The sequence below is a fragment of the Afipia sp. GAS231 genome (genome assembly GCF_900103365.1).
Taxonomy (GTDB): Bacteria; Pseudomonadota; Alphaproteobacteria; order Rhizobiales; family Xanthobacteraceae; genus Bradyrhizobium.
Map to the genome: position 1 here is coordinate 3170157 of NZ_LT629703.1, position 24242 is coordinate 3194398.

The 24242-nt window shown below is 62.6% G+C and carries 20 protein-coding genes; 10 read left to right on the top strand and 10 right to left on the bottom strand.

The genetic code is table 11. The features are described from left to right. Positions 1-42 precede the first annotated feature (42 nt). The 3 genes from BLS26_RS15025 (at position 43) to BLS26_RS15035 (ending at position 3911) form a co-directional block, all read left to right on the top strand. Positions 43-312, top strand: a complete 270-nt coding sequence (locus BLS26_RS15025; RefSeq protein ID WP_092512314.1) for a hypothetical protein — start codon at positions 43-45, stop codon at positions 310-312. Between the two features lie 626 nt (positions 313-938). Then, a complete protein-coding gene (locus BLS26_RS15030; protein WP_092512316.1) occupies positions 939-2942 on the top strand; it encodes a carbohydrate porin in 2004 nt (667 codons plus the stop codon). 123 nt (positions 2943-3065) lie between these two features. Beyond that, positions 3066-3911 (top strand): transporter, encoded by an 846-nt coding sequence (locus BLS26_RS15035; protein WP_092512318.1) that lies wholly within the window; start codon positions 3066-3068, stop codon positions 3909-3911. Between the two features lie 30 nt (positions 3912-3941). Here the strand turns inward: BLS26_RS15035 and BLS26_RS15040 are convergent, their stop codons facing one another. From BLS26_RS15040 to BLS26_RS15050, 3 genes are all read right to left on the bottom strand, one after another. Further along, positions 3942-5573 carry an FMN-binding glutamate synthase family protein gene (locus tag BLS26_RS15040; RefSeq protein ID WP_092512320.1) on the bottom strand — a complete coding sequence of 544 codons (1632 nt, stop codon included), beginning with the start codon at positions 5571-5573 and terminating at the stop codon, positions 3942-3944. A gap of 181 nt (positions 5574-5754) precedes the next feature. After that, positions 5755-6627, bottom strand: coding sequence for a patatin-like phospholipase family protein (locus tag BLS26_RS15045; protein ID WP_092512322.1), 873 nt, complete (start codon positions 6625-6627; stop codon positions 5755-5757). A gap of 226 nt (positions 6628-6853) precedes the next feature. Then, positions 6854-7627 (bottom strand): ferredoxin--NADP reductase, encoded by a 774-nt coding sequence (locus BLS26_RS15050; protein WP_074820249.1) that lies wholly within the window; start codon positions 7625-7627, stop codon positions 6854-6856. A 300-nt stretch (positions 7628-7927) separates the two neighbouring features. Between BLS26_RS15050 and BLS26_RS15055 the strand changes: the two genes are divergently transcribed. Beyond that, positions 7928-8890: a RimK family alpha-L-glutamate ligase gene (locus BLS26_RS15055; protein ID WP_092512323.1), complete on the top strand. Its 963-nt coding sequence runs from the start codon at positions 7928-7930 to the stop codon at positions 8888-8890. 59 nt (positions 8891-8949) lie between these two features. On the opposite strand, the gene BLS26_RS15060 is transcribed toward BLS26_RS15055, so the two are convergent. Both BLS26_RS15060 and BLS26_RS15065 read right to left on the bottom strand, forming a co-directional pair. Then, positions 8950-9894 (bottom strand): amino acid ABC transporter substrate-binding protein, encoded by a 945-nt coding sequence (locus BLS26_RS15060; protein ID WP_092512325.1) that lies wholly within the window; start codon positions 9892-9894, stop codon positions 8950-8952. A gap of 11 nt (positions 9895-9905) precedes the next feature. Beyond that, a complete protein-coding gene (locus tag BLS26_RS15065) occupies positions 9906-11195 on the bottom strand; it encodes a dicarboxylate/amino acid:cation symporter (protein WP_092512327.1) in 1290 nt (429 codons plus the stop codon). 234 nt (positions 11196-11429) lie between these two features. On the opposite strand from BLS26_RS15065, the gene BLS26_RS15070 reads away from it, so the two are divergent. After that, positions 11430-12431: an NADP-dependent oxidoreductase gene (locus BLS26_RS15070; protein ID WP_092512329.1), complete on the top strand. Its 1002-nt coding sequence runs from the start codon at positions 11430-11432 to the stop codon at positions 12429-12431. Between the two features lie 139 nt (positions 12432-12570). Here BLS26_RS15070 and BLS26_RS15075 read toward each other — a convergent pair whose 3' ends face one another. Together BLS26_RS15075 and BLS26_RS15080 are read right to left on the bottom strand one after the other, a co-directional pair. Beyond that, on the bottom strand, positions 12571-15741 hold the full coding sequence (locus tag BLS26_RS15075) for an efflux RND transporter permease subunit (RefSeq protein WP_092512331.1): 3171 nt from the start codon (positions 15739-15741) through the stop codon (positions 12571-12573). A 7-nt stretch (positions 15742-15748) separates the two neighbouring features. Then, on the bottom strand, positions 15749-16918 hold the full coding sequence (locus BLS26_RS15080) for an efflux RND transporter periplasmic adaptor subunit (protein ID WP_092512333.1): 1170 nt from the start codon (positions 16916-16918) through the stop codon (positions 15749-15751). Between the two features lie 207 nt (positions 16919-17125). Between BLS26_RS15080 and BLS26_RS36300 the strand changes: the two genes are divergently transcribed. The 5 genes from BLS26_RS36300 (at position 17126) to BLS26_RS15105 (ending at position 21574) form a co-directional block, all read left to right on the top strand. After that, positions 17126-17950, top strand: coding sequence for a cysteine rich repeat-containing protein (locus BLS26_RS36300; RefSeq protein WP_092512335.1), 825 nt, complete (start codon positions 17126-17128; stop codon positions 17948-17950). 142 nt (positions 17951-18092) lie between these two features. After that, complete coding sequence (locus tag BLS26_RS15090) at positions 18093-18317, top strand: hypothetical protein (protein ID WP_092512337.1); 225 nt, start codon at positions 18093-18095, stop codon at positions 18315-18317. 147 nt (positions 18318-18464) lie between these two features. After that, entirely contained in the window at positions 18465-18677 is a 213-nt protein-coding gene (locus BLS26_RS15095) for a hypothetical protein (protein WP_092512339.1), read from the top strand. A 150-nt stretch (positions 18678-18827) separates the two neighbouring features. Further along, positions 18828-19964 (top strand): FAD-dependent monooxygenase, encoded by a 1137-nt coding sequence (locus BLS26_RS15100; RefSeq protein WP_092512341.1) that lies wholly within the window; start codon positions 18828-18830, stop codon positions 19962-19964. Next, positions 19961-21574: a benzoate-CoA ligase family protein gene (locus BLS26_RS15105; protein ID WP_092512343.1), complete on the top strand. Its 1614-nt coding sequence runs from the start codon at positions 19961-19963 to the stop codon at positions 21572-21574. The genes BLS26_RS15100 and BLS26_RS15105 overlap by 4 nt, the downstream gene beginning before the upstream one ends. Positions 21575-21830: 256 nt before the next feature. On the opposite strand, the gene BLS26_RS15110 is transcribed toward BLS26_RS15105, so the two are convergent. Genes BLS26_RS15110 through maiA form a run of 3 tightly spaced genes read right to left on the bottom strand, consistent with a single transcriptional unit; the run spans position 21831 to position 24197 of the window. After that, positions 21831-23012, bottom strand: coding sequence for a 3-hydroxybenzoate 6-monooxygenase (locus tag BLS26_RS15110; protein ID WP_172804608.1), 1182 nt, complete (start codon positions 23010-23012; stop codon positions 21831-21833). Next, complete coding sequence (locus tag BLS26_RS15115; RefSeq protein ID WP_092512347.1) at positions 23012-23575, bottom strand: MarR family winged helix-turn-helix transcriptional regulator; 564 nt, start codon at positions 23573-23575, stop codon at positions 23012-23014. Before BLS26_RS15115 ends, BLS26_RS15110 begins: the two co-directional genes overlap by 1 nt. Continuing rightward, the gene (gene maiA, locus BLS26_RS15120; protein WP_092518082.1) at positions 23565-24197 is read right to left on the bottom strand and encodes a maleylacetoacetate isomerase; all 633 of its coding nucleotides are present in this window, start codon (positions 24195-24197) and stop codon (positions 23565-23567) included. Before maiA ends, BLS26_RS15115 begins: the two co-directional genes overlap by 11 nt. Between the last annotated feature and the right edge of the window lie 45 nt (positions 24198-24242).

A 24242-nucleotide genomic window follows, 5' to 3' on the forward strand; every position in this document is an offset into this window, starting at 1 on the left:
GCGGACCCCAAGGGCCGCTCCAAACCGGATGGAGTTTTTTCAATGTCGATCAAGACCAGGATTGCCGCCGTCGCTCTCGCAGCACTTGCCGTTACCGGCACGATTGCATCCACCACCACCCAGGCACAGGCCAAGCCGTTCGGCTGGGGCTGGGGCGTTGGAGCCGGCCTCGTCGGCGCTGCCATCGTCGGCTCCGCGATCGCCGCCAGCAACGACGGCTACTACTACGACGGCTATCGCCGCTGCGGTTGGGTTCGCCAGTTCGACGCTTACGGCAACTACATGGGCCGCGTTCGTACCTGCGGTTACTGATTGATCGACTGAGTTTGATTTCTGTTTGAGAAGCGCTGCTTCAAGCAAACCAATCCAAAAGTTCTAACGCTTCGCTCTTTGTTTGACGCGTTCTCTTCACGCAAACCGGAAGCCCACTTCGCTTGAAAACGCTTCTCTCTTTGTTTGACGCGTTTTCTTCACGCGAACCGGAAGCCCACTTCGCTTGAAAACGCTTCTCTCTTTGTTTGACGCGTTTTCTTCACGCGAACCGGAAGCCCACTTCGCTTGAAAGCGCTTCACTAGTGGATCCTGCGTCCGGCACGGGCGCCTCATCCACCCCCGTGCCGCACCCGACCCGCCCGGTTGTCCCCCCGGGCGGGTCAACTTTTTGGCCTTCAGCGGCTCCGCCAGGCGCCCCTGTTGCAAAACTGTTACCGACCGCTGCCATCCAACGGGTGCGCTATTTAGTCTTGTTGCTATTGCGAATTACTTGCAATAGGAACGGAACGAACAATGCATTTCCCCGCTCTGGCTTGGACCGGGAGAATCATGAGAATCCGACCGGGGGCGGCGGGGTTGATGACTTCATTTCTTGGGTGGCGGCAGGCCTTCAAATCTGCAGTGATGACGCGAGACCACCGCAACCTTTGCGAAGTGTCCGCACGATGACCCGCGACCGCCGATATCAGAAGCATGATGCGAGGCTTTTCCTGGTTGGTGTGGCGTTCGGCACGCTCGCGCTGGGCGGACCTGCGGCCGCGGCGGATATGGCGCTCAAGGCGCCCGCTTACAAAAGCATCTACGACTGGACCGGCTTCTATCTCGGTGGCCACTTCGGCTATGGCGGCGGAAGTCTTGGACCGGGAACCAATCCGCTTCCCGAGCAGGGCGTATTCCTGCCGCACAGCGTCACCGGACTGACCGGCGGCTACCAGGCTGGCTACAGCAGGCAATTCTCGAACCGCGTTGTGCTCGGCATCGAAGCGGACGCGTCGTTTCCAAGCCCGATGGACGGCGCGGCGCTGATGCCGGCGCCGTTCCACACCACTCTCGACTATACCGGCACCCTGCGCGGCCGCATCGGTTACGCATTCGGGCGCTGGATGCCTTATCTGACCGGCGGATTTGCCTGGGGACATACCCACGTCAATATCAACGACCCCACCGGAGGCCTCATCTCATCGCCGGGCCAATATCACACCGGCTGGACTGTGGGTGCCGGCGCCGAGTTCGCGGTGAGCGGCAACTGGAGCGCAAAAGCCGAATACAGCTACATCGATCTGTCACAGCGCATGTACGACCTCTCAGGTTTCGGGCTGCCGGGCGTGAATGTCGACCCGCGCATCCATCTGGTGAAACTCGGCCTCAACTACCACTTCGGCGACGCGCCATTGATCACGCCAACCGATGGAAAAACCCTGCTTCCGGAATCCAACGACTGGAATGTCCACGCGCAAACCACCTTTTTGCCGCAGGCCTATCCCGGCATTCGTTCGCCCTATGCCGGTGCCTTTAGTCTTCCCGGCTCCGGACAGTTGCAGGAGACCTGGACCACAACGGCGTTTGTCGGCGTGCGGCTGTGGCAGGGCGGCGAGTTCTATTTCAATCCGGAAATTGCGCAGGGCTTTGGCCTGAACGGCACGCTGGGATTGGCGGGATTCCCGAACGGCGAAGCGCAAAAGGCCGGCGCCGCCTTCCCGAAAATCCGCCCGCAGCGCTATTACATCAAACAGACCTTCGGCCTCGGCGGCGAGCAGGAAGAGGTTCCGGACGCGGCCAACCAATTGCCGGGGAAACGCGACATCGACCGCGTCACGCTGATCGTCGGGCGCTTTGCGATCGGCGATTTCTTCGACGGCAATTCCTATGCAAAGGATCCGCGCGCGGACTTCATGAACTGGGCAATGTGGTCGTCGGCGGCCTACGATTTTCCGGCCGACCTTCCCGGCTATACCCGCGGTGCGGTGGCCGAACTCAATCGCAAGGATTGGGCGGTACGCGCCGGATTGTTCCAGGTGCCCAGCGCGCCCAACAGCGACATCCTCACCTTCAAGACCGGCGGCGCCGTGGTCGAATTCGAGGGCCGCTATGCGATCTTCGATCAGCCGGGCAAATTGCGACTCGGGGTATTCGGCAATCGCGGCAACACCGGCGATTATCGCGACGCGCTGGCCATCGAGGCGATGAACCCGGCGCTTGATATCAATACGGTCATGGCGGGCATTCGCCGCGACAACCTGAAATACGGTTTCTATGCCAATGCCGAGCAGCAGATCGCGCAGGATGTCGGCCTGTTTGCCCGCGCCAGCTGGAACGACGGGCGGAGCGAGATTCTGTCGTTCACCGACATCGATCGCAGCATTTCAGGTGGCTTGTCGGTGAAGGGCAGCTATTGGGGACGCCCGAGCGATACCATCGGCATTGGCGGCGCCGTCAACGGGTTGTCCAGCGCGCATCGCGATTACCTCGCCGCCGGCGGCCTCGGCCTGCTGATCGGCGACGGCCAGCTCAACTATCGCAACGAGCGCATCTTCGAGACGTATTACGCCTATGCGCTCAACAAGCAGTTTACTTTGACCGCCGACTATCAGTTCATCACCAATCCCGCCTACAACGCCGACCGCGGCCCGGTTCATATCTTCTCGGGCCGCTTGCACGGCGAGTTCTAGGCAGCACCGGGCACTGGCAAAATCTCGCGCCGAAATCGCCCCGATCCCGTGCAAAAAAACCGCACCGGGAATAAAAGCCGGCAAACGGGATTCAGGTCATCGGGTATCCACGATAGGCGGAGGATGACGCACGTGCCGTTCCGGCTGATCTTGGCCAAGATTCGCCGTGGAACGACAGCGCCCGGCAGGTTCACCGCGCTGACGCTCGTTCTCGTCGCCGCTGCACCGACGCTCGCGCAGGCCGGGGAATGCCCGGGCTCGGCGTCGGAGATCGCCACCGACCGGCCGGACGTCACGAACTCCAGCCTCGTCGTTCCCGTTGGCAGCCTGCAGGGCGAAAACGGCATCAACACCACGCGGCGCGGCCTCGACAAGGCGTTCGACGGGACCAACAGCCGGCTCCGGCTCGGCATCGCCGACTGCCTCGAGATTCTGATCGACGTGCCGAATTATACCGGCCGCGTGAAGGGCGACGCCGACACCGGCTTCGGCAACGTGGCGCCGGCCATCAAATGGCAATTCGGTTCGCTTCCCGAAGCATGGAATCTATCGGTGACGGCGGGCGCTGGCCTGCCGACCGGCTCGCCGAAAATCGCAGGCCCCGGCCTGCAGCCCTATCTGCAATTTCCGTGGTCGTATGAGATCGGCGCCGGCTGGGGCACCAGCGGCATGGTGACGACGTTCTTTTTCCCGTCCGATCTTGCCAACAAGCAGACCACCGAAGCGACGTTCGTGCTCGAAAAGAAGGTCACCGATCGCGCGTCGCTGTTCGTCGAATATGTCGGCGATTACCCCTCGCGCGGCAGCAGTGTTCAACTCTTCAACACGGGCGGCGGATATCTGCTGACCAGGACTCAGCAGATCGACTTCCACGTTGCATTCGGCCTCAACCGGAATTCGCCGAATTACATCGTCGGCCTCGGCTATTCATTCCGGTTCGACGATCTGTTTCACAACGCCGCGCGGTAAGACGACGCGTTGATGGACGCGCGCGTGACGTCACCCCGCAGGCTGAAACGAATCCGCCCGCGCCATCGCCCAGTCGTCGCGGAAGCGCGGATCCTCGGTGCCTTCGATCAATTCGCCCGGTCGCAGCGACGGATAAAGCTGCGCGAAAGACCGTACCTCGGTGGTCGAGCTTCGCTGCGAGAAATGGATCGAGCGGATCTGCTGCGGATGCTCGAGACCGGCGGCAGCGAGCAGTTCGGTCAACGCATGCAGGGTCGCGTGGTGATAGTTGTAGACACGCTCGACCTTGTGCGGCACCACCAGCGCGCGATTACGCGAGGGATCCTGGGTCGTGACGCCGGTCGGGCAACGATCGGTATGGCAGCTCAGCGACTGGATGCAGCCGAGCGCGAACATGAATCCGCGCGCCGAATTGCACCAGTCGGCGCCGATCGCCATCGCGCGCGCCATGTCGAACGCGGTCGCAATCTTGCCGGCGGCCCCGATCTTGATGCGGTCGCGCGCATTGATGCCGATCAGCGCATTGTGGACGAAATTGACGCCCTCGCGCATCGGCATGCCCAAATGGTCCATGAACTCCAGCGGCGCGGCACCCGTGCCGCCTTCATTGCCATCGACGACGATGAAGTCGGGATAGATGCCGCTCTCCAGCATCGCCTTGCAGATCGCCAGGAACTCCCAGGGATGGCCGATGCACATCTTGAACCCGGCCGGCTTGCCGCCTGACAGCCTTCGCATCTCGGCGATAAAGGCCATCATCTGCAACGGTGTCGAGAACGCCCGGTGATAGGCCGGCGAGATGCAATCCTCGCCCATGGCAACACCGCGGATCCTGGAAATTTCCTCCGAGACCTTGGCCGCCGGCAGCACGCCGCCATGACCGGGCTTGGCGCCCTGGCTGATCTTGAGCTCGACCATCTTGATCTGATCGTCGGTCGCGACACGCGCGAACTCATCCGGATTGAACGTTCCGTCGCGGTTGCGGCAACCGAAATAGCCGGAGCCAACTTCCCAGATGATGTCACCGCCATTCTCGCGATGATAGGGGCTAACGCCGCCCTCGCCGGTGTCGTGGGCGAAGCCGCCCTTCTTGGCGCCCGCATTCAGCGCGCGCACCGCATTGGGGCTGAGCGCGCCGAAACTCATCGCCGAGATATTGAACACCGACGCCGAATACGGCTTGGCGCAATCGGGACCGCCGATGGTGATGCGGAACTGCTCCTCGGCACGCGGCTTCGGCGCCACCGAATGATGCATCCACTCATAGCCCTCGCGGTAGACGTCCTCTTGGGTACCGAATGGCCGCTTGTCCAGCACCATCTTGGCGCGCTGATAGACGAGCGCGCGGGTGTCGCGGGAAAACGGCATGCCGTCTTTCTCGCTCTCGAAGAAATACTGCCGCATCTCGGGCCGGATCTCTTCGAGCAGGAAACGGATATGCGCCGAGATCGGATAGTTGCGCAAAACCGCGTGGCTCTTCTGCGTCAGGTCGCGAATGCCGAGGAACGTCAGCGCGCCGAAGATCACAATCGGGATCAGCACGACTTCCCATATCTTCGGGTTATGGTCGAACACCCCGATACCGAGCAGCAATGCCGTGACGACGGCGCAGATCGTCAACACGATGAAGCGTGGCGAGAACGGAAGCAGCAGCGTTTCCATAAAATCCCTCAGCCGGATTATTGCTTGTCGACCGGTAGCTTAGTCCAATCAACGGAATAAGCGCCATACGATATACGCCCCCGCAATCGCGGATGTGACAGCAGCCCGTAAAAATTTACAGGCCCGGCCCCCGGAACGGTATGGTCCGGCGAGCTATTGCAGTGCAGCGTAACGATGGTTCTCAGTGACTGTGCAAGCGCATTTCGTGGGGAATTCTGCCCTGCTGCAGGCCGTGCTGGGCCAACCAGGCGTCGGTCGTCTCGATGGCGCGGGTGATATGATCCGATGTGCGCGAGAAATCGTACGGTGATCCCACCAGCGGGCATAACGGCGGCACCACGAAATACTCGATTTCGGGCCCGAGGCTTTCCAGTTCGCTCACCAGTTGACGCGCGATCAGCAGCGTCAACGCATGCAACGCGTTCGCGACCGCACCGACCGGCGGCTTCTGCGTCGCACAGGCGTGCCCGGTCGGCAGAATGATCAGCCGCCTGGCGCCTTTATTCACCGCCACCTGGATCGGCGTGTTGCTGGAGATGGCGCCATCGGCGAGGTAGTAATTCCGGTAATGCACCGGCGCGAACGCGCCGGGGATCGCCGTCGAGGCCACGATCGCCTCGTCGATCGGCCCGTCCGACAGCACCACGCTGTCGCCGGAGACGATGTCGGTGGTGACGATGTGCAGCGGCAGCTTGGCATCCTGCAGATTGCGATAGGGGATGTGATCCTCGATCAGCTTGCGGATGCCGTCATGGGGAATCAGAAAATCGCGGCGCCACAGGAAACTCAGCACAGTGCGCCAGCTCATCGGAAACACATCCTGCCGCGTCAGTGCGCGCCAGATCGTCTCCAGTCTCTCCACGCCTTTGAGCGTCGGGTCGCCGGCATAGAACGCGCCGTTCAAGGCGCCGACGCTGGAGCCCACCACCATATCGGCGGAAATGCCGTGCGCTGCGAGGGAATGCAGCATGCCGACCTGAATGGCGCCAAAACTGCCGCCGCCGGCAAACACAAAGGCGGTCTTCGCTGGCCCGATCTCATCGCGTACCGCCACGGCGCACTCGCTCCCCGATGCCGCCGCGTCGGCCAGGTGCCGCGCGGCGTTCGGAGGCGGTTATAGCAGCGGGAGAACGGGAGAAGCTACTGGCGCCAATGTCGTCCCCGCGAACGCGGGGACCCATACGCCGCGGCTTCTCGATTTGAGGTGGCATCAGTCGCCACCACCCGCAACAATAACGGCCGCAGAGTATGGGTCCCGGCTCAAGGCCGGGACGACAATCTTAGCGCTCGACGAACGCCTTCTCGATCACGAAGTGACCGGGCTGGCTGTGGCTGCCTTCGAGGAAGCCGCGGCCTTCGAACATCTGGCGCAATTCTTCCAGCATGCCCGGGCTGCCGCACATCATGATGCGGTCGGTCGCGATATCGAGCGGCGACTGGTGAATGTCGTTGAACAACTGTTCCGACGTGATCAGGTCGGTGATACGGCCACGGTTGCGGAACGGCTCGCGGGTGACAGTCGGATAATACAGCAACTTCTCCGACAGCAGCGGCCCGAACAGTTCATCGTCGCGCAGCTTGGCGACCAGTTCTTCGCCATAGGCGAGTTCGGATACCTGCCGGCAGCCATGAACCAGCACGATGGTCTCGTACCGCTCGTAGACATCGGGGTCCTTGATCAGGCTCGCGAACGGCGCCAAGCCGGTGCCGGTCGACAGCAGCAGCAAACGCTGGCCCGCAATCAGGTTGTCGGTGATCAGCGTGCCGGTGGCCTTGCGGCCGACCAGGATCTCGTCGCCTTCCCTGATCTTCTGCAGCTTCGAGGTCAGCGGCCCGTCCGCGACCTTGATCGAGAAGAATTCGAGTTCCTCCTCGTGATTGGCGCTCGCCATGCTGTAGGCGCGCAGCAGCGGACGGCCCTCGACCTCGAGGCCGATCATCGCAAACTGGCCGTTCTGGAAGCGGAAGCCGGAATCGCGGGTGGCGGTGAAGCTGAAAAGTGTATCGGTCCAATGCCGGACAGAAAGAACTTTCTCTCTATAGAACGCGCTCATGTGTTTTCGTTTTTCCTGACGTCTTGGTGTAGAACGTTTTGGTTTTTCGGACCCGAAGATACGAAAAACCCCCGAAATCATTGGCGATTTGACGCTTCATTTGCGCCAACGGGACAGATAGTCAATATGATCTGACGCACAATTGAGAGATCGGAATGGAAGTCGGTTTATTTTCTGGAATGGTTCAAGTCGAAGTCTGTTAACGCTGTCAGCGCGCGCAATTAACTTGCTGAAATCGTCACCGATCTGGCAATAAATTACCTCCAAAATCACTGCGATGGCAGAGCGGGAAAGTCGGTCATGATCAACGGCGAGCGCGCTTTCGTAAGCGCCGTCAGAAAATACTGCGCCAGCCACGGCATCGACGTCGAACTGAAAGCCGAGGGCTGGCTCATTGTCATGACGCGCGGGTCAAGCCGGCGCTTCGCCTTCGGCTATGATCTCGGGTTGAACAGCGCGGTCGCCCATCGCATCGCCAACGACAAGGCCGCGACCGCAGACGTTCTCGAAATCTGCGACATTCCCTGCGTGCCGCACACCGCGTTCCTGAGCCCGCGGATGTACAAGTACATCGTTCCCACAGGGGCATGGACGGCGATGCTCGATCTGCTGAAGCAGAATCCGCAAGGCCTCGTCGTCAAGCCCAACGAAGGCACCGGCGGAATTTCGGTCTTCAAGGTCAGGACCGAACCGGAACTCGAAGTCGCAGCGAACGAGATTTTCTCTTCCGAAAGGAGTCTCGCGATCTCGCCTTACGTGGAGATCGAGGATGAGGTCCGTGTCATCCTGATCGACTACCGACCGATCGCCGTCTTCAGCAAGAACCGGCTAGCGGTCGTGGGCGACGGCAAGCGCTCCGTTCTGGAACTGGCCATCGCAACCATTCCGGCCGCACGGCTATCTTCTGTCTTGTCCGGGCAGGCCGGCGATATCAGCAAGGCCTCGCTCGATGAGGTCCCGCCCGCGGGCCGGCGCCACGCGCTGAACTGGCGTCACAACCTCGGTGCGGGCGCGCAGGCCGTCGTTCTGGAGCAGGGTGACGCGCGGGCCGCCGCCTGCATCGAGATTGCGGTAAAGGCGGCGCGATCGATCGACATGCGCTTCGGCTCGATCGATGTCGTCAGCGTCGATGGCGCGTGGAAAGTGCTGGAAATCAACTCGGGCGTCATGATGGAAGCGCTGAACCGGTCGCACCCCGAACTGGTCGATGCCGCCTACGCCGCGGCGCTTGATCTGGTCTTCGATCCAGGGACGAACGCCTGAAACGAAGCGGCCCGGGCATCCCCGGGCCGTCCTTGCGTGCGAACCAAATATTTGCTGGTCTAGTTGTTGCTCGTTCCCTGCGTGTCGTCGAGCACCTTGAAGGCTTCCTCGAGCTGCGGCGAGATCGCGACGTTGAGCTTTTCGCCGGTCGGCAGCCGCGCCACGAACCACTTGTTGTAGAGCGGAATCAGGTCGCGGTTCGAACCGAGCTTGCGGAAGGTGCGCTCGACCACCGCCGACAGTTGCGGCTCGCCCTTGCGAAACATGATGCCGTAGGGATCGTAGGACAGATATTCGCCGGTCACCTTGAACTTGTCCTGGCTCTTGTGCCGCGCGATCAGGCCATAGAGCAGGATGTCGTCGGTCGCGAACGCATCGGCCTTGCCGTCCACCAGCATCTGATAGGATTGTTCATGGTCGGGCGCCGCCACGATGTTGAGGCCGAGCGAAAGCTTCTTGTCGACATTGTGCATCGCCTGCTCGTTGGTGGTGCCCTTCGTCACCACCACGGTCTTGCCCTTCAGGTCCGCCGGCCCTCCTATCGTCGAGGCCTTCGGCACCATCAGTTTGGTGCCGGCCACGAACATCAGCGGCGAGAACGCCACCAGTTTGGCGCGTTCGGCATTCGCGGTGGTCGAGCCGCATTCGAGATCGATCTTGTTCTGCGTCACCGCCGGAATGCGGTCATCCGAGGTAACCTTGACGTATTCGATCTTGAGATTGGGATCGTCGACCTCGATCCCGATCTCCTCGACCACCGCCTCGCAGAGTTCGAGGCTGTAGCCGATCGGCCGGTTCGACGGATCGAGGAACGAGAACGGCGGCGAGCTCTCGCGATAGCCGAGCCGCACCACATGGGTCTTCTTGATGTTGGCAAGCGTGGGGCTAAGCCCCTCGCTATCAGCGGTCTGGGCCGACGCACCCGTTGCCAGCAGGCACGCTGCCAGCAACAGGCCGACGGCTCCTATCGGCCTGCTACCTGTTCTCCTCGGGGACTGATGCATGCATCTCTCCCTCAATGCGCCGGCACGGCGTCACCGGCAACAGCGTCTGATGACACGAGGTCATCCGGACCGAGTTCATGCTCGGCCTTCAGCTCGCCCTCCCACTTCGCAACCACGGCGGTCGCCAGCGAGTTTCCGATCACGTTGGTGGCGCTGCGTCCCATGTCGAGGAACGTATCGATACCCATGATCATCAAGAGGCCGGCCTCGGGAATCCCGAACTGGCTGAGCGTCGACGCGATCACGACGAGGGAGGCGCGCGGCACGCCGGCGACGCCCTTCGAGGTGATCATCAGCGTGGCCAGCATCGCGAGCTGGGTCCCGAGCGACATTTCGATGTGGTAGGTCTGCGCGATGAAGATGCTCGCAAACGTGCAGTACATCATCGTGCCGTCGAGGTTGAACGAATAACCCAGCGGCAGCACGAAAGCCGATATCCGCGACGAGGCGCCGAAGCGGTTGAGGCCTTCGAGGGTTTTTGGATAGGCGGCTTCCGACGATGCCGTCGAGAACGCGATCATCAGGGGTTCGCGGATCAGACGCATCAGGTGACTGTATCGAGATCCGAAAACCAGGAATCCCACCGTGAACAGGATGCCCCACAGCAGCATCAGCGACACGTAGAAGCCGCCCATGAACACGATCAGCTTCCACAGCACGCCGAGGCCATTCTTGGATACGGTCGCCATGATCGCAGCCCATACCGCGACAGGCGCGAACAGCATCACATAGCCGGTCACTTTCAGCATGATATGGGCGAGATCGTCGATCAGCCCCATGATCGGCTTCGACCGCTCCGGCATGGCGCCAAGTGCTACGGCGAAGAACACCGCGAACACCACGATCTGCAGGATTTCATTCTGCGCCATCGCGTCCGCGATCGAGGTCGGGATCAGATGGGTCAGGAATTTCTCGATCGAGAAGGCCGAGACCGGCAGGCCGGTCGACTGCCCCTTGTCGGGCAGCGTACCGGGGAAGTTGGCACCGGGCTGCAGCAGGTTGACCATCAAGAGGCCGAGCAGCAACGAGACAAAGGAGGCGCTGACGAACCAGCCCATCGTCTTGGCGAAGATGCGGCCGAGCTTGGCGCCCGAGCCCATATGCGCGATGCCGCCGACCAGCGTGGCGAACACCAGCGGCGCGATGATCATCTTGATCAGACGCAGGAACAGCATCGCGATCAGGTTTACGTCGGCCGCAATCTCGACCCGGCTGTCGGGCAGATAGTTGAAAACCAGTGTGCCCATCACGATGCCGAGCGCCATCGCGATCAGAATGAATTGCGTAAACCTGCTGGACATTATCTCACCCCCGTAAGTTCCGGCGGAGGTGAGTTTGGCAGATTTCGCAACCGACGCAACACCATCGCGGCGGTTAGTGGTCTTGCTGCGCCCTTGCCATAATGTTCCCGTTGTGAAATGCGCGCGCCCCGACTAGCGTTCAATGCAGCGCACAATCTGTGCAATGGCCGCCTCGCGCGCAGTCAATTGCAGCCGGAAACGCCAAAACAACAATCAATCGAGGGAGAGAACACCATGAACGACACCGTCAACCGCCAGGTCTTGCTTGTGGAAAAGCCGACCGGCAAGCTCGGCCCCGAACATTTCAAAATGACCAAGGGCACCGTTCCCGAACCGAAGGACGGCGAGGTGCTGGTGCGGACGCGCTACATCTCGCTCGATGCCGCCAACCGGGCCTGGATGCATGGCGCCACCTACCGCGCCGCGGTCGAGGCCAACACGGTGATGGCCGGCGGCGGCATCGCCGAAGTCGTGTCCTCGAAAGCCCCGGGGCTTGCAGCGGGCGATATCGTGTTCGGCGACACCGGCTGGCAGGATTATGCCGCCGTTCCGGCCAAGCACCTCTCGAAGATGCCGAAGCTGGAGCCGATGACCCATCTGCTCAGCGTCTACGGAATCGCCGGCCTGACCGCTTATTTCGGGCTGCTCCATGTCGGCAAGCCGAAGGCCGGCGAAACCGTCGTGGTCTCGGCGGCAGCCGGCTCGGTCGGATCGATCGTCGGGCAAATTGCGAAGATCAAGGGCTGCCACGTCATCGGCATCGCCGGCGGCAAGGACAAATGCCACTGGCTGACGTCCGAACTCGGTTTCGACGCCGCGGTCGATTACAAGGACGGCGCGACCTTCAAGGCGCTGCGCGCGGCGGCGCCCAAGGGCATCGACGTCTATTTCGACAATGTCGGCGGCGACATCCTCGAAGCCTGCCTGTCATTGATGAACAACCGCGGCCGCATCGCCTGCTGCGGCGCGATCTCGCAATATGACGGCGTGCCGTCGGCCACCGGCCCGCGCGGCGTGCCCGGCCTGATCGTGGTGAAGCGCCTGATCATGCAGGGCTTCATTGTGATGGACTACATGGACCAGCGCGATCAGGCTTTGGCCGACCTGCAGTCCTGGGTCGCGTCCGGCAAACTGAAGGTGCAGGAGGACGTGATCGACGGGCTGGAGAACACGCCGAAGGCGCTGATCGGATTGCTGGCCGGCGAGAACCGGGGCAAGCGGATGGTGAAGGTGTAGATCCAGGTCCGTAGGGTGGGCAAAGGCGCGTTTGCGCCGTGCCCACCATCTATCCCCGAGTCGCGATCATGGTGGGCACGCGGAGCCTGTCATCGGGCGCGCATTCGCGCGACCCGTTGGCTTTGCCCACCCCACGAAGCTAATGCACCGTGCCCGGCGCGGGCGGTGCGACCGGCGCTCCCGCCTTCGTCCCCTTGCGCTCCTTCAGCCAATTCTCGAAACGCTGAACCACGACAAAGAACGTCGGCACGAACAGCACGGCGAGGCACGTCGATGCCAGCATGCCCGAAAACACCGTGATGCCGATCGACTTGCGGGCGTTGGCGCCGGCGCCGGTTGCGAGCACCAGCGGGACCACACCAAGGATGAAGGCAAACGACGTCATCAGGATCGGCCGGAACCGGGCCCGCGCCGCCTCGACGGCGGATTCGAGCAGCGGCTTGCGATCGCGCACATGGAGTTCGAGCGCCACCTCGACGATCAGGATGGCGTTCTTGGCCGACAGCGCGATGAGAAGAATAATGCCGATCTGGGTGTAGAGATTGTTCTCGATCCGCAAACCGGTCAGCACCGCCATCGGACCCAGCAGCGACAACGGCACCGCTAGAATGACGGAGACCGGCGCGTACCAGCTCTCATATTGACCGGCCAGCACGAGATAAACCAGCAGCAGCGCCAGCCCGAACGCCCAGTAGATCTGGCCGCCGACAACCTTCTCCTGGTACGACATCGCCGTCCACTCGAAGCCGGTACCCGGCGGCAAGGTCTTGCCGGCGATCTCTTCCATCAGTGTCATCGACTGGCCGGAAGAGAAGCCGGTGGCCGGCAGGCCGATGATGCTCGCGGACGGATAGAGGTTGTAGAGGCTGATCAGCGAAGGGCCGACGGCCGGTGTGATCTTCGCGACCGTGCCGAGCGGCACCATGTCGCCCTGGCTGTTGCGCACCATCAGCTTTTCGATGTCGCGCGGCGTCAGGCGAAATTGCGAATCCGCCTGCGCATAGACCTGGAAGGTGCGGCCGAACTTGTTGAACTGGTTGATGTAGGTCGAGCCGAGATAGGACGACAGGGTCGAGAAGATCTGGTCGGTCGTGACATGCAGCGTCTGGGTCTTGATCCGGTCGACCTCGACGTCGAACTGCGGCACCATCGAACGGAACGACGAGCTGACGCGCTGTAGCGCGCTTTGGGTCTGCGCATTGGAGACGATCGCGCCGGCAATGGCCTGAAGCTTGCCGTAGTCGGCATTGCCGTCGCGGAGCTGCACCTGCATCGCAAAGCCGGCCGCATTGCCGATGCCCTGGATCGGCGGCGGCGGAATCACCAGGATCCGCGCCTCCTGAATGACCGACATCTTCTCGTTCAGTCCGACGAACAGCGAACGCAGGTCCTGGCCCTGGCCGCGCGCGCTCCACTCCTTCAGGATCAGGTAGGCGACCCCGGCGTTGGCGAGACTTGAGGAACCGTCCAGCGCCGAAATGCCGGCGATGCTGATGACCTGATCGACGCCCGGCGTTTGGCTGGCGATATCGCTGACCCGCTTCAGCACCTCCTGGGTACGGTCGAGCGCCGCACCATCGGGAAGTTGCGCCGCGACCAGGAGATAGCCCTGGTCCTCGATCGGAATGAAACCGGTCGGCACCCGCGACAGCCCATAACCGCTGGCGCCGATCACAATGAGCGCAAGGACCACACAGAAGCTGGCGTGGTTGGTCATGCGCACCATCAGCCGGCCGTAGGCACGTTCGAGCCGGTCATAGACCGCGTTGAAGCCGCGATAGAAGAAGTTGCGCTGCTCCGGCGGCACCGGCCGCCGCAGCCACAGCGCGCATTGCGTCGGTTTCAGCGTCGCAGCGTTGACGGCGCTGAGCAGCGCGGTCGCGGCGATCACCAGCGCGAATTGCGAATACATCCGCCCCGTCAACCCCGGCAGGAATGCCGACGGCAGGAACACCGAGATCAGCACCAGCGTAATGCCGACGATCGGCGCGAACAGCGCATCCATCGCTGATATCGCGGCATCATGGCCGGACATGCCCTTCTCGATATTGTGCGCCGCGCCCTCGACCACGACGATGGCGTCGTCGACCACGATGCCGATCGCCAGCACGATCGCAAACAGGGTCGAGATATTGACCGTGAAGCCGAGCGCCGCCATCGCCGCAAAGGCGCCAATGATCGTGACCGGCACCGTGGTCGCCGGCACCAGCATCGCGCGCCAGTCCTGCAGGAAGATCAGGATCACGACCAGGACGAGCAGGCCGGCCTCGATCAGCGTCTTGTAGACCTCGTTGATCGATTCCGAGACGAACTTGGTGGTGTCGAACGGCGTGGCGTAGGTGATGTCCCGCGGAAACGCTTTGGCCAGCACCGCCATCTTTTTCTGCACCGCGGCCTCGACCTCGAGCGCGTTGGCGCCGGGCGACTGGAATACGCCGATGCCGGTGGACGGCTTGTTGTTGAGCGAGAACACCTGGCTGTAGGTCTGGGCGCCGAGTTCGACCCAGCCGACGTCGCGCACGCGGGTGACGTCGCCATTGTTGCCGGTCTTGACGATGACATCCTCGAACTGGCTCTTGTCGTCGAGCCGGCCGTTGACGTTCAGTGTGTACTGGAACGCCTGGCCCGCCGGCGTCGGCGGCGCGCCGACCTGGCCCGCGGTCACCTGCTGGCTCTGCTGCTGGATCGACTGGATGACGTCCTGCGGCATCAGTCCGCGCACTTGCAGCTTGTTCGGATCGAGCCAGACCCGCATCGAGTATTGGCCGGCGCCGAACACGGTGACGTTGCCGACGCCGGGCAGCCGCGCCAGTTCGTCCTTGATGTTGATGGTGGCGTAGTTGCTCAGGAACAGGCTGTCATAGGTCGCGTCAGGCGAACTCAGCGTCACGAACAGCAGGATCGCGGTCGACCTCTTCTGGACCGTGACGCCCTGGTTCTGCACCGATTGCGGCAGTTGCGACAGCGCGCTCGACACCCGATTCTGCACCAGCACCTGCGCGAAGTTGAGGTCGGTACCGATCTTGAACGTGACCGTCAGCGAATAGGTGCCGTCGGCGCCGCTGTAGGACTGCATATAGAGCATGTCCTCGACGCCGTTGACCTGCTGCTCGATCGGCAGCGCCACCGTGTCGATCACGGTCTTGGCGCTGGCGCCGGGATACCGGGTCGTGACCTGCACCGTCGGCGGCACCACATCGGGATATTGCGCGACCGCCAGCCGGAACAGGCAGACGCCGCCGATCAGGACCATCAGGATCGCGATGACGTTGGAAAGGACGGGCCGTTCGATGAAGAATTTCGAAATCATGACCGACCTACTTTTTCGCTGCCGGCTGCGCTTCTACCGTCTTGAGCTGAGGATCGACCTTCTGGCCGGGGATCGCGCGCAACAGGCCTGACGTGACGACACGGTCATCCGGTTTCAACCCGGTTTCGATGACGCGCAAATCGCCTTCCAGCGGGCCGGTCAGGACCTTGCGCTGCTCGACCACGTTGTCGCCGTTGACGACCAGCACGTACCGGCCGGCCTGATCGCTGCCCAATGCAACGTCGGGTACCAGCAGCGCATCTTTCTGCTCGTCAAAGGGAACGCGGACCCGGACGAAGAACCCCGGCAACAAGACGCGGTCGGGATTGGGCAGCACACCGCGCACGGCCAATGTTCCGGTCGACTGATTGAGGCTTGGCGAGATGTAGTCGAGCTTGCCCTTGTGCGGGTAGCCGCTCTCGGTCTGCAATGCGACCTCGACCGGCAATTGCCGAAGCTCGCTCGGCGTCATGCCGCGCCGCTTCGCCTCCTCGCGAATCCGCAACACGTCCTGTTCGTTGACGTTGAAATTCACATAGATCGGATCGAGCGCGACGATAGTCGCAAGCTGGGTCGGCGACGCGGCGCCGACCAATTCGCCGACCGAGACGAGGTGGGCGCTGACGATGCCGTCGAACGGCGCGACCACGTTGGTGTAACCGTAATTGACCGCCGCGATCTTGGTGTTGGCCTCGGCCTGCAGCAGGTTTGCCTGCGCGTTGTCGCGCGCCGACGTCGAATTATCGAGCGTTGACTGCGAAACCGCCTGTCGTTGCACCAGATCGGACTGGCGCTTGAAATCGGCATCGGTCTGCTTCATCGAGGCCTGCGCGCCGGCTTCCGCGGCCTGCGCCTGTTCGAGCTTCAGCTTGTAGGTTTCGGGCTCGATCGTGAACAGCGTGGTGCCTTCTTTCACGAAGGTGCCGTCCTGATAATTGATCGCCTGCAGAACGCCCTGCACGCGGGCGACGAGATCGACGTTCTTGATCGGCGCGGTATTGCCGGTGGCTTCCAGATAGCGCGTGACCGGCCGCTGCAAGGGCGTGGCGACTTCAACTTTCGGTGGTGGTGGCGGAACAAAGCTATTTTGTTCGCAGGCACTTAAGCTGACGGAAGCAACTATGGCGAAGGCAATTCGTGGTGCAGCGACGGCATGTTGCGAATGCGTAAGCTTCATTTTTCCGTGTCCCAATCAGTTTAGTTTGGCAACGGCCATCTACTCAGAACCCGGCTTCCGCCATCCGATAAAAGTAGCAACAATCCTCTTGCAGTGGAACCCGAAACCGAAAATGATATCGCGCGCGGAAGTTATTTCGCTGGCTCACTCATGATTTCAATTCGATTGAAGCGGCGGCTTTAGCGATAGCAACAAGGATTTATTCAAATGATCAACACGTTGACACGTGCGGCGACGTTTGGTGCCGTGATGACGGCCGCAATTTTGATAAATGTCGCGCCTGCATTTTCCCAGGCCCCCAGCGAAGCGCAGCGCGCAGCCATCAAATCGCAATGCCGCTCCGATTACATGGCGCATTGCTCCAGCATCCCGCCGGGCGGCGAAGCTTCGCTGCAATGTTTGCAGAAGAACATGTCGAGCCTTGCCCCGGGTTGTCAGAGCGCCGTGAAGGCCGTCGAAGCGCCGAAGGCTGAATCCGCGCCCGCGGCTGAGGCCGCCAAACCTGCGGCTGAGCCCAAGAGCTCCGAATCCAAGACTGCTACACCAGTCGCCGCAACGCCGAAGGCCGCAGCAGCGAAGCAGCCGACCAGCGCGCAGATTTCCGCGATCCGCAGCGCCTGTCGCTCCGATTACCCAAAGGTCTGTGCGGGCGTGCCGACCGGCGGCGCTCCGGCGTTGCAATGCCTGGAAAAGAACAAGGCAAAACTCTCGGCCAGTTGCGAGAAGGCCGTCGCCGCGGCGACCGGCGGCGCAGCGACAAGTGGCGGCGCAGCGGCGCCCGCGGCTGGAACGGCTCCGGCTGCCGCAGGCGCGGCGCCCGCCGCGGCGGCAGCGCCCGCCGTCATCGTGCTGCGACCGATGCGTCCGCGCGAAGAGCTGTTCGTGCTGCGCTCGGCCTGCGGCGGCGATGTCCGCACCATCTGCGGCGGCGTAGCGCCGGGTGGCGGCCGGATCGTGCAGTGCCTCGCGACCAACGCCGCGCAGCTCTCGCCGGCCTGTCAGGATGTGCTGTCGCAGTTCAGGGCGCAATAATCGCGCGCCTTCGGCGATCCCGATCCGATGTTCGGGGTCGCCGGCGACGAGAAGCCGCGCGAGCCTTCGATTGCAAAGCGCGATGACCTGTTCTCGGCTCTGAATAACAAACCCAACGGCCATCACGACGAAAGGAAATCCGATGCACCGCGCCATCCTGACCGCCACCGCCCTGCTCTGCCTGTCCCAGGCTGCCTTCGCGCAGGAATTGACCGCCGAGCAGCGCGACGCCTGCAAGGGCGACTACACGAAATACTGCAAGAGCGTCGTCCCCGGCGGCGGGCGGATCATCGCCTGCTTGGCCAAGGAGAGCGACAAGCTCGCCCCCGCCTGCAAGAAGGTGCTGGAGGCGGCGGAGAAAAAATAGATTTGGGGAGACGAAATAGAACGGCCATGAATTCCGCCGGCCATTCGCTCTGGCCGGGCCAGCGAGATCGGCGTGCGAACGTCCGAGATCCGTCCGCAGAACCCTGCAACGTGTGCACATCAACCAAGACAAGTCCGGGAGGTCACCATGCGTTCGTTTCTGCTCATTGCATCCGCCATCCTCGCCTTCGGCGCTACCATGACGGTCGAATCGACCGACGCCAATGCGGTGGTTTGCGCCCGCGGCGTCTATCGCGCCGGCTGCGCCGGTGCGCGTGGCGCGGTGGTCGTCCGCAGACCGCCGGTGGTGGCTTGCCGCTGGGTCTGGGTCGGCGGCGTCAAGGTCCGCCGCTGCGTCTAGCGACGGCCGTCAGGCAGACCAAAATTCGGTTCCGATTTGTTCGGAGCCGAACTCTGGACCAACCATCGCATAATTTCCTCTAGCGGAATTTTACGGCACGGATTAGGGTGGCCCCAATTAGTCAGTATACTGTCGATTGGGAGGAAGGACGTGCGCATCGCCGTCATCGGCGGAGGCCCCGGCGGTCTCTACTTCGCTTATCTCTGGAAGCGGCGCCATCCGGACGCCGAAATCGACCTGTTCGAACAGAACCCCGAAGGCGCGACCTGGGGCTTCGGCGTGGTATTTTCCGAACAGGCACTGGAATTCCTGCGTGCCGACGACCCCGAAACGGTCGATGCGGTTGCGCCAAGGATGGAGAGCTGGAAGAACATCACGCTCAACCTGCGCGGCGAGAGCGTCGAAATCGACGGCGTCGGATTTTCCTCGATCGGCCGGCTCGAACTACTGACCATCCTGCAGCAACGCGTGCGCGCGGCAGGCGTCACCCCGCACTACGACACGACGATCCAATCGGTCGACGACCTCAAGGGGTACGACCTGATCGTGGCCGCCGACGGGCTGAACTCGCTGGTGCGCCGCGGTTTTGAAAAGCAATTCGGCGCCTCGGTCGCGCACTCGACCAACAAGTTCGCCTGGTATGGCACCAGCAAGACCTTCGCGACGCTGTCGCAGACCTTCGTGAAGACCGCTCTCGGCACCTTCAACGCCCATCACTACCGCTATTCGCCCGCCATGAGCACCTTCCTGGTCGAATGCGACGCCGCGACCTGGCAGGCCTACGGCTTCGAGCACAAGACCATCGAGCAGTCGCAGGCGATCTGCGAGGACATCTTCGCCGATACGCTCGACGGCCACCCGCTGGTGTCCAACAAATCGGTGTGGCGCAATTTTCCCTGGATCTGGAACGAGAACTGGTCGCACGGCAACATGGTGCTGATCGGCGACGCCCTGCATTCGGCGCACTTCTCGATCGGTTCGGGAACGCGGCTCGCGATCGAAGACGCGATCGCGCTGACCAAGGCGCTGGAAGCGGAGCCGGAGATCGCCACGGCGCTGGCCCGTTACCAGGCCGAGCGCAAACCGATCGTGAAGAAGCTGGTGACGGCGGCGCGCACCAGCGCCGACTGGTATGAGCATTTCCCCGAACACATGAAGCGCGACCTGATGGATTTCGCCTATAGCTACATCACCCGTTCGGGACGGATCGACGACAGCAGGCTGCGCGCGATGTCGCCGCAGTTCATGGCGCGCTATGAGGCGGCAAAGAACGGGAGCCGGTCATGACATCAGCGATTTCCGATCTGGTCCCCCGCGAAAACCCCGGCGCGCGCGAAATCGGCTTTGCGATTCCCGAACGCTACAATGCCAGCCGCATTCTGTTCGACAATCTGGCTCTAGGCCGCGGCGACCGGCTGGCGCTGACCGGCCCCGCCGGCAACACCACCTATGCCGAACTCTGCGCGGAGGCTTCGCGATGGGGGCATGGCTTTCAGTCGCTGGGTTTGAAGCGCGGCGACCGCATCCTGATGTTCCTCGACGATACGCCGGCCTATCCGGCGGCATTTTTCGGCGCGGTGCGCTCGGGCTTCGTGCCGCTGTTGATCAACACGCTGACGCCGCCGGACCTGTTGCAGTTCTATCTATCCGATGCCGGCGCAACCGTCGCGGTCGCCGAAGCCGAGTTCACATCGCGTTTCAACGCCGAGGCCTGCAAGGACACACCCCTGCAAACCCTTGTTGTCGTCAACGGCGGCGCCGGCGAACACGCCGTGCCCACCGCGCTGATATCAGAGCCATGGCTGCAAGATTTTGCCACGGAACTCGCGGAAGCCGACACCGGCCGCGACGAGATGGCGTTCTGGATGTACTCCTCCGGCTCGACCGGCCGCCCGAAAGGCATCGTGCATCTGCAGCACGACATGGCCTATAGCGAGCAGGCGTTCGCGCGCCACGTGCTCAAGCTAACGGCCGACGACATCTGTTTCTCGGTACCGAAAATCTTCTTCGCTTACGGCTTCGGCAATGCCATCACCTTCCCGTTCTCGGTCGGCGCCGCGACGCTGCTGCTGCCGGGTCAGCCGAAGCCAGCCACGATCTTCGAAGCGATCGGAAAATATCGTCCGTCGCACTTCTTCGGATTGCCGACGCTTTACACTTCGCTGACCAAGGCCGACGGCGCATCGACGGCCGATTTCTCCTCGCTGCGGATGGCGCTGTCGGCCGCCGAAGTGCTGTCGGCTGATGTCTTCAACGGCTGGAAGGCGCTGACCGGCCTTGAAATCATCGAGGGCCTCGGCTCCACCGAAGCGCTGCACATCTACCTCTCCAACCGGCCCGAACAGAAAAAGCTCGGCGCTGCCGGCCTGCGCGTTCCCGGCTACGAGGTCGCGCTGCGCGACAAGGACGGCCGCGACGTCGGCGACAACGAGGAAGGCATTTTGTGGGTCCGCGGCGACTCCAACACGCCCAAGTACTGGAACCGGCCTGACAAATCGGCGGAAACGATCCGCGACGGCGGCTGGATCTACACAGGCGACCGTTTCGTGCGCGACAGCGACGGCTTCCACTTCTTCCGCGGCCGCGCCGACGACCTGATCAAGATCTCCGGCCAATGGGTCTATCCGCTCGAAGTCGAACTCTGCCTCGCCGAACATCCTGATATCAGGGAATGCGCGGTCTACGCCGCCGAACTGCCGGACCGCCGCATGACGCTGAAGGCGGTGGTGGTGATGAACAGAGGCGGCTTCGACGAGAGAGAGGCAACGAAGCGGCTGCAGGATTACGTGAAAGCAAAACTGCTGCCCTACAAATATCCGCGCGAGATCGCGTTTACCGAGGAGTTGCCGAAGACCGGCACGGGCAAGATCGATCGTCAGGCCGTGATGAAGATGTGATCGTCATTGCGAGCGTAGCGAAGCAATCCATCTTGCCGCACAAAGAAAGACTGGATTGCTTCGTCGCTTCGCTCCTCGCAATGACGACTGCTTGAAATGTGTATGTTCGGAGCAACAAACACGGTGTCGTCCCGGGCTTGACCCGGGACCCATAGCCACCGGCCACGATCGTTTGCACGATCGTCGTTATCTTTCTTTTCCAACAAGCCCCGCCGCGGCGTATGGGTCCCGGGTCAAGCCCGGGACGACAGCGATGTTACCCCGCCAGCCCCGTCCCGCCGTAGAGCCAGGTCAGATCGCCGAAATAATCTTCCTGCGACTTGCTACGCATGATCGCATTTCGAATGCGGGCGTGCTCGCCAGCGGGGTGATAGATGTGCTCGCCAATCGCGCGCGACAGCATCTGCACCCGCGCCGTGCGCGGAAAGCGCTGTGCGCGATAGGCTTCCAGCGCCGCGGCCTGATCGTCATAATGCGACAGCATATGCGACAGGCACACCGCGTCTTCCATCGCCTGGCAAGCGCCTTGCGCGAAATATTGCAGCATCGGATGCGCGGCGTCGCCGAGCAGCGCGACGCGGCCATCGACCCAGCGCTCGGCGGGATCGCGGTCGCACAACACCCACAGCCGCCAGTTCTTGCCGTGCCGGATGATCTCCTGCGCACGTGCATGCACGTGACGAAAGCCCTGCATGACTTCTTCGTCGCTGACCGGCTTGCCCGCCACCGGTTCCGGCGCGTCGTTGTGATAGGTGACGACGAGGTTGAACACCTTCCAGCCCGACAGCGGATAATGCACGATGTGGCACTTCGGCCCGGCCCACAGCGTCGCCGCGTTCCAGCGCAAATCTTCCGGCATCTGTTCGGTCGGAATCACCGAGCGGTAGGTAGTGTGACCGGACACCCGCGGCGGGCCATCCGCGATGACCTGCTTGCGAATGTTCGACCACAGCCCGTCGGCGCCAATCAGGAGCCGGCCCGTGACGCGCTCGCCATTGGCCAGCCGCGCCGTCACCCACGAACCTTCCTGGTCGTAGCCTGAGACCTCGCTGCTCACGCGCAACTCGATCAGGTCGTGGCTCTGGCAGGCCCTCAGGAAAACGCCATGCAGGTCGCCGCGATGCACCACCGCGTAAGGGTTACCGAAGCGCGCGCGAAACGCCTCGCGCAGATCGACATGGGTGATCTCCTCTGATGTCATCGCATCCATCAGCCGGAGCTGATCGATATAGACGGCCATGCCGCGTGCCGCCTCGCCGACGCCGAGATAATCGAAGGCGTGAAACGCATTGGGCCCGAGCTGGATGCCGGCACCGATTTCGCCGAGGCTTGAAGCCTTCTCCAGCAGGATCGAGCGGATGCCCTTTTGCGCCAGGCCAAGCGCGGTGGCCAGTCCACCGATGCCGCCGCCGGCGATCAAAACCGGTCGCGCATCCATCAGCCCGACTTTCCCAGATGTTCAAGCGCGTCTTCGGCGCGCAGCGGCACCCGCGACGATTCGTTGTTGAGATCGACCAGTTGCGTCATCAGCGCCAAGAGCGTCTTGCGATCAGCCGGCTTCAGCGGCTGCAGCATCCGCGCCTGCGCCCGATCGACCGCTGGCATGATCTCGCGCAGCAGAGCGCTGCCCGCCTTGGTGAGGTAGAGCAGTTTGACGCGCTTGTCCTCGCGCGCCGGCTTGCGCTCGATCAGGGTTTTGCTCTCCAGCCGTTCGATCACATTGCCGAGCGTGGAGCGGTCGAAGGCGATCACCGCCGACAGCCGCGTCGCATCGATGCCGGGATGGGTGTGAATCGACACCAGCGCCGCGTATTGCACCGGCGTCAGGTCGAACGCCCGGCATTCCTCGACAAAAATCGCAACCGCGATCTGCTGCATCCGCCGGAACAGATATCCCGGCGCGGTGTAGACCGCGTCCATGGTGATGGGCGCCGCCTTGGGTGCGGCCGCAGCCTTGGGTGCGGGCGTAGCCTTGGGTGCGGGCGCGGGCTTACTCGGCATCGGCTTGCTTATCCGGAGCGGCGTCCGCGAACGCCTTCATTTCCTTCGCCGCGGCCTCGGCCTTGAGCAGGCGCGGGTAGACCGAGACATCGACACCGAAACGGCGCGCATTGCCGAGCTGCGGCACCAGCGACAGGTCGGCCATGGTGGGCGCCGGCCCGAAACAGAACGGCCCCTCCTCATTGGCAATCAGCGCTTCGCAGGCGCCGAGCCCCTCGCGGTTGGCCCAGGCCGCCCACTCCGTCACCTTTTCCTCCGGAATGCCGAGCTGGCGCAGCCGGTTCAACACCTTGAGATTTTGCACCGGGTGGGTGTCGCAGGCCAGCGCCATCGCAAACGCACGGACTTTGGCGCGGCGCAGCGGATCTTTCGGCAGCAGCGGCGGCTCCGGATAGGTTTCATCCAGCCATTCGACGATCGCCAGCGATTGCGTGAGGATCGCGCCGGTATCGTTCTCCAGCGCCGGCACCAGGCCTTGCGGGTTGATGGCGAGATAGGCCGGCGCGCATTGCTCGCCCTTGCGAAGGTGATGCGCGAGGTGCTCGGGCCGCATCCCCTTCAGATTGAGCGCGATCCTGACCCGGTATGCCGCGGCACTGCGGAAATAGCCGTGCAGCTTCATCGGAACCTCCGGTAAAATTGTCGTATGCCAATGATAGGCATGATT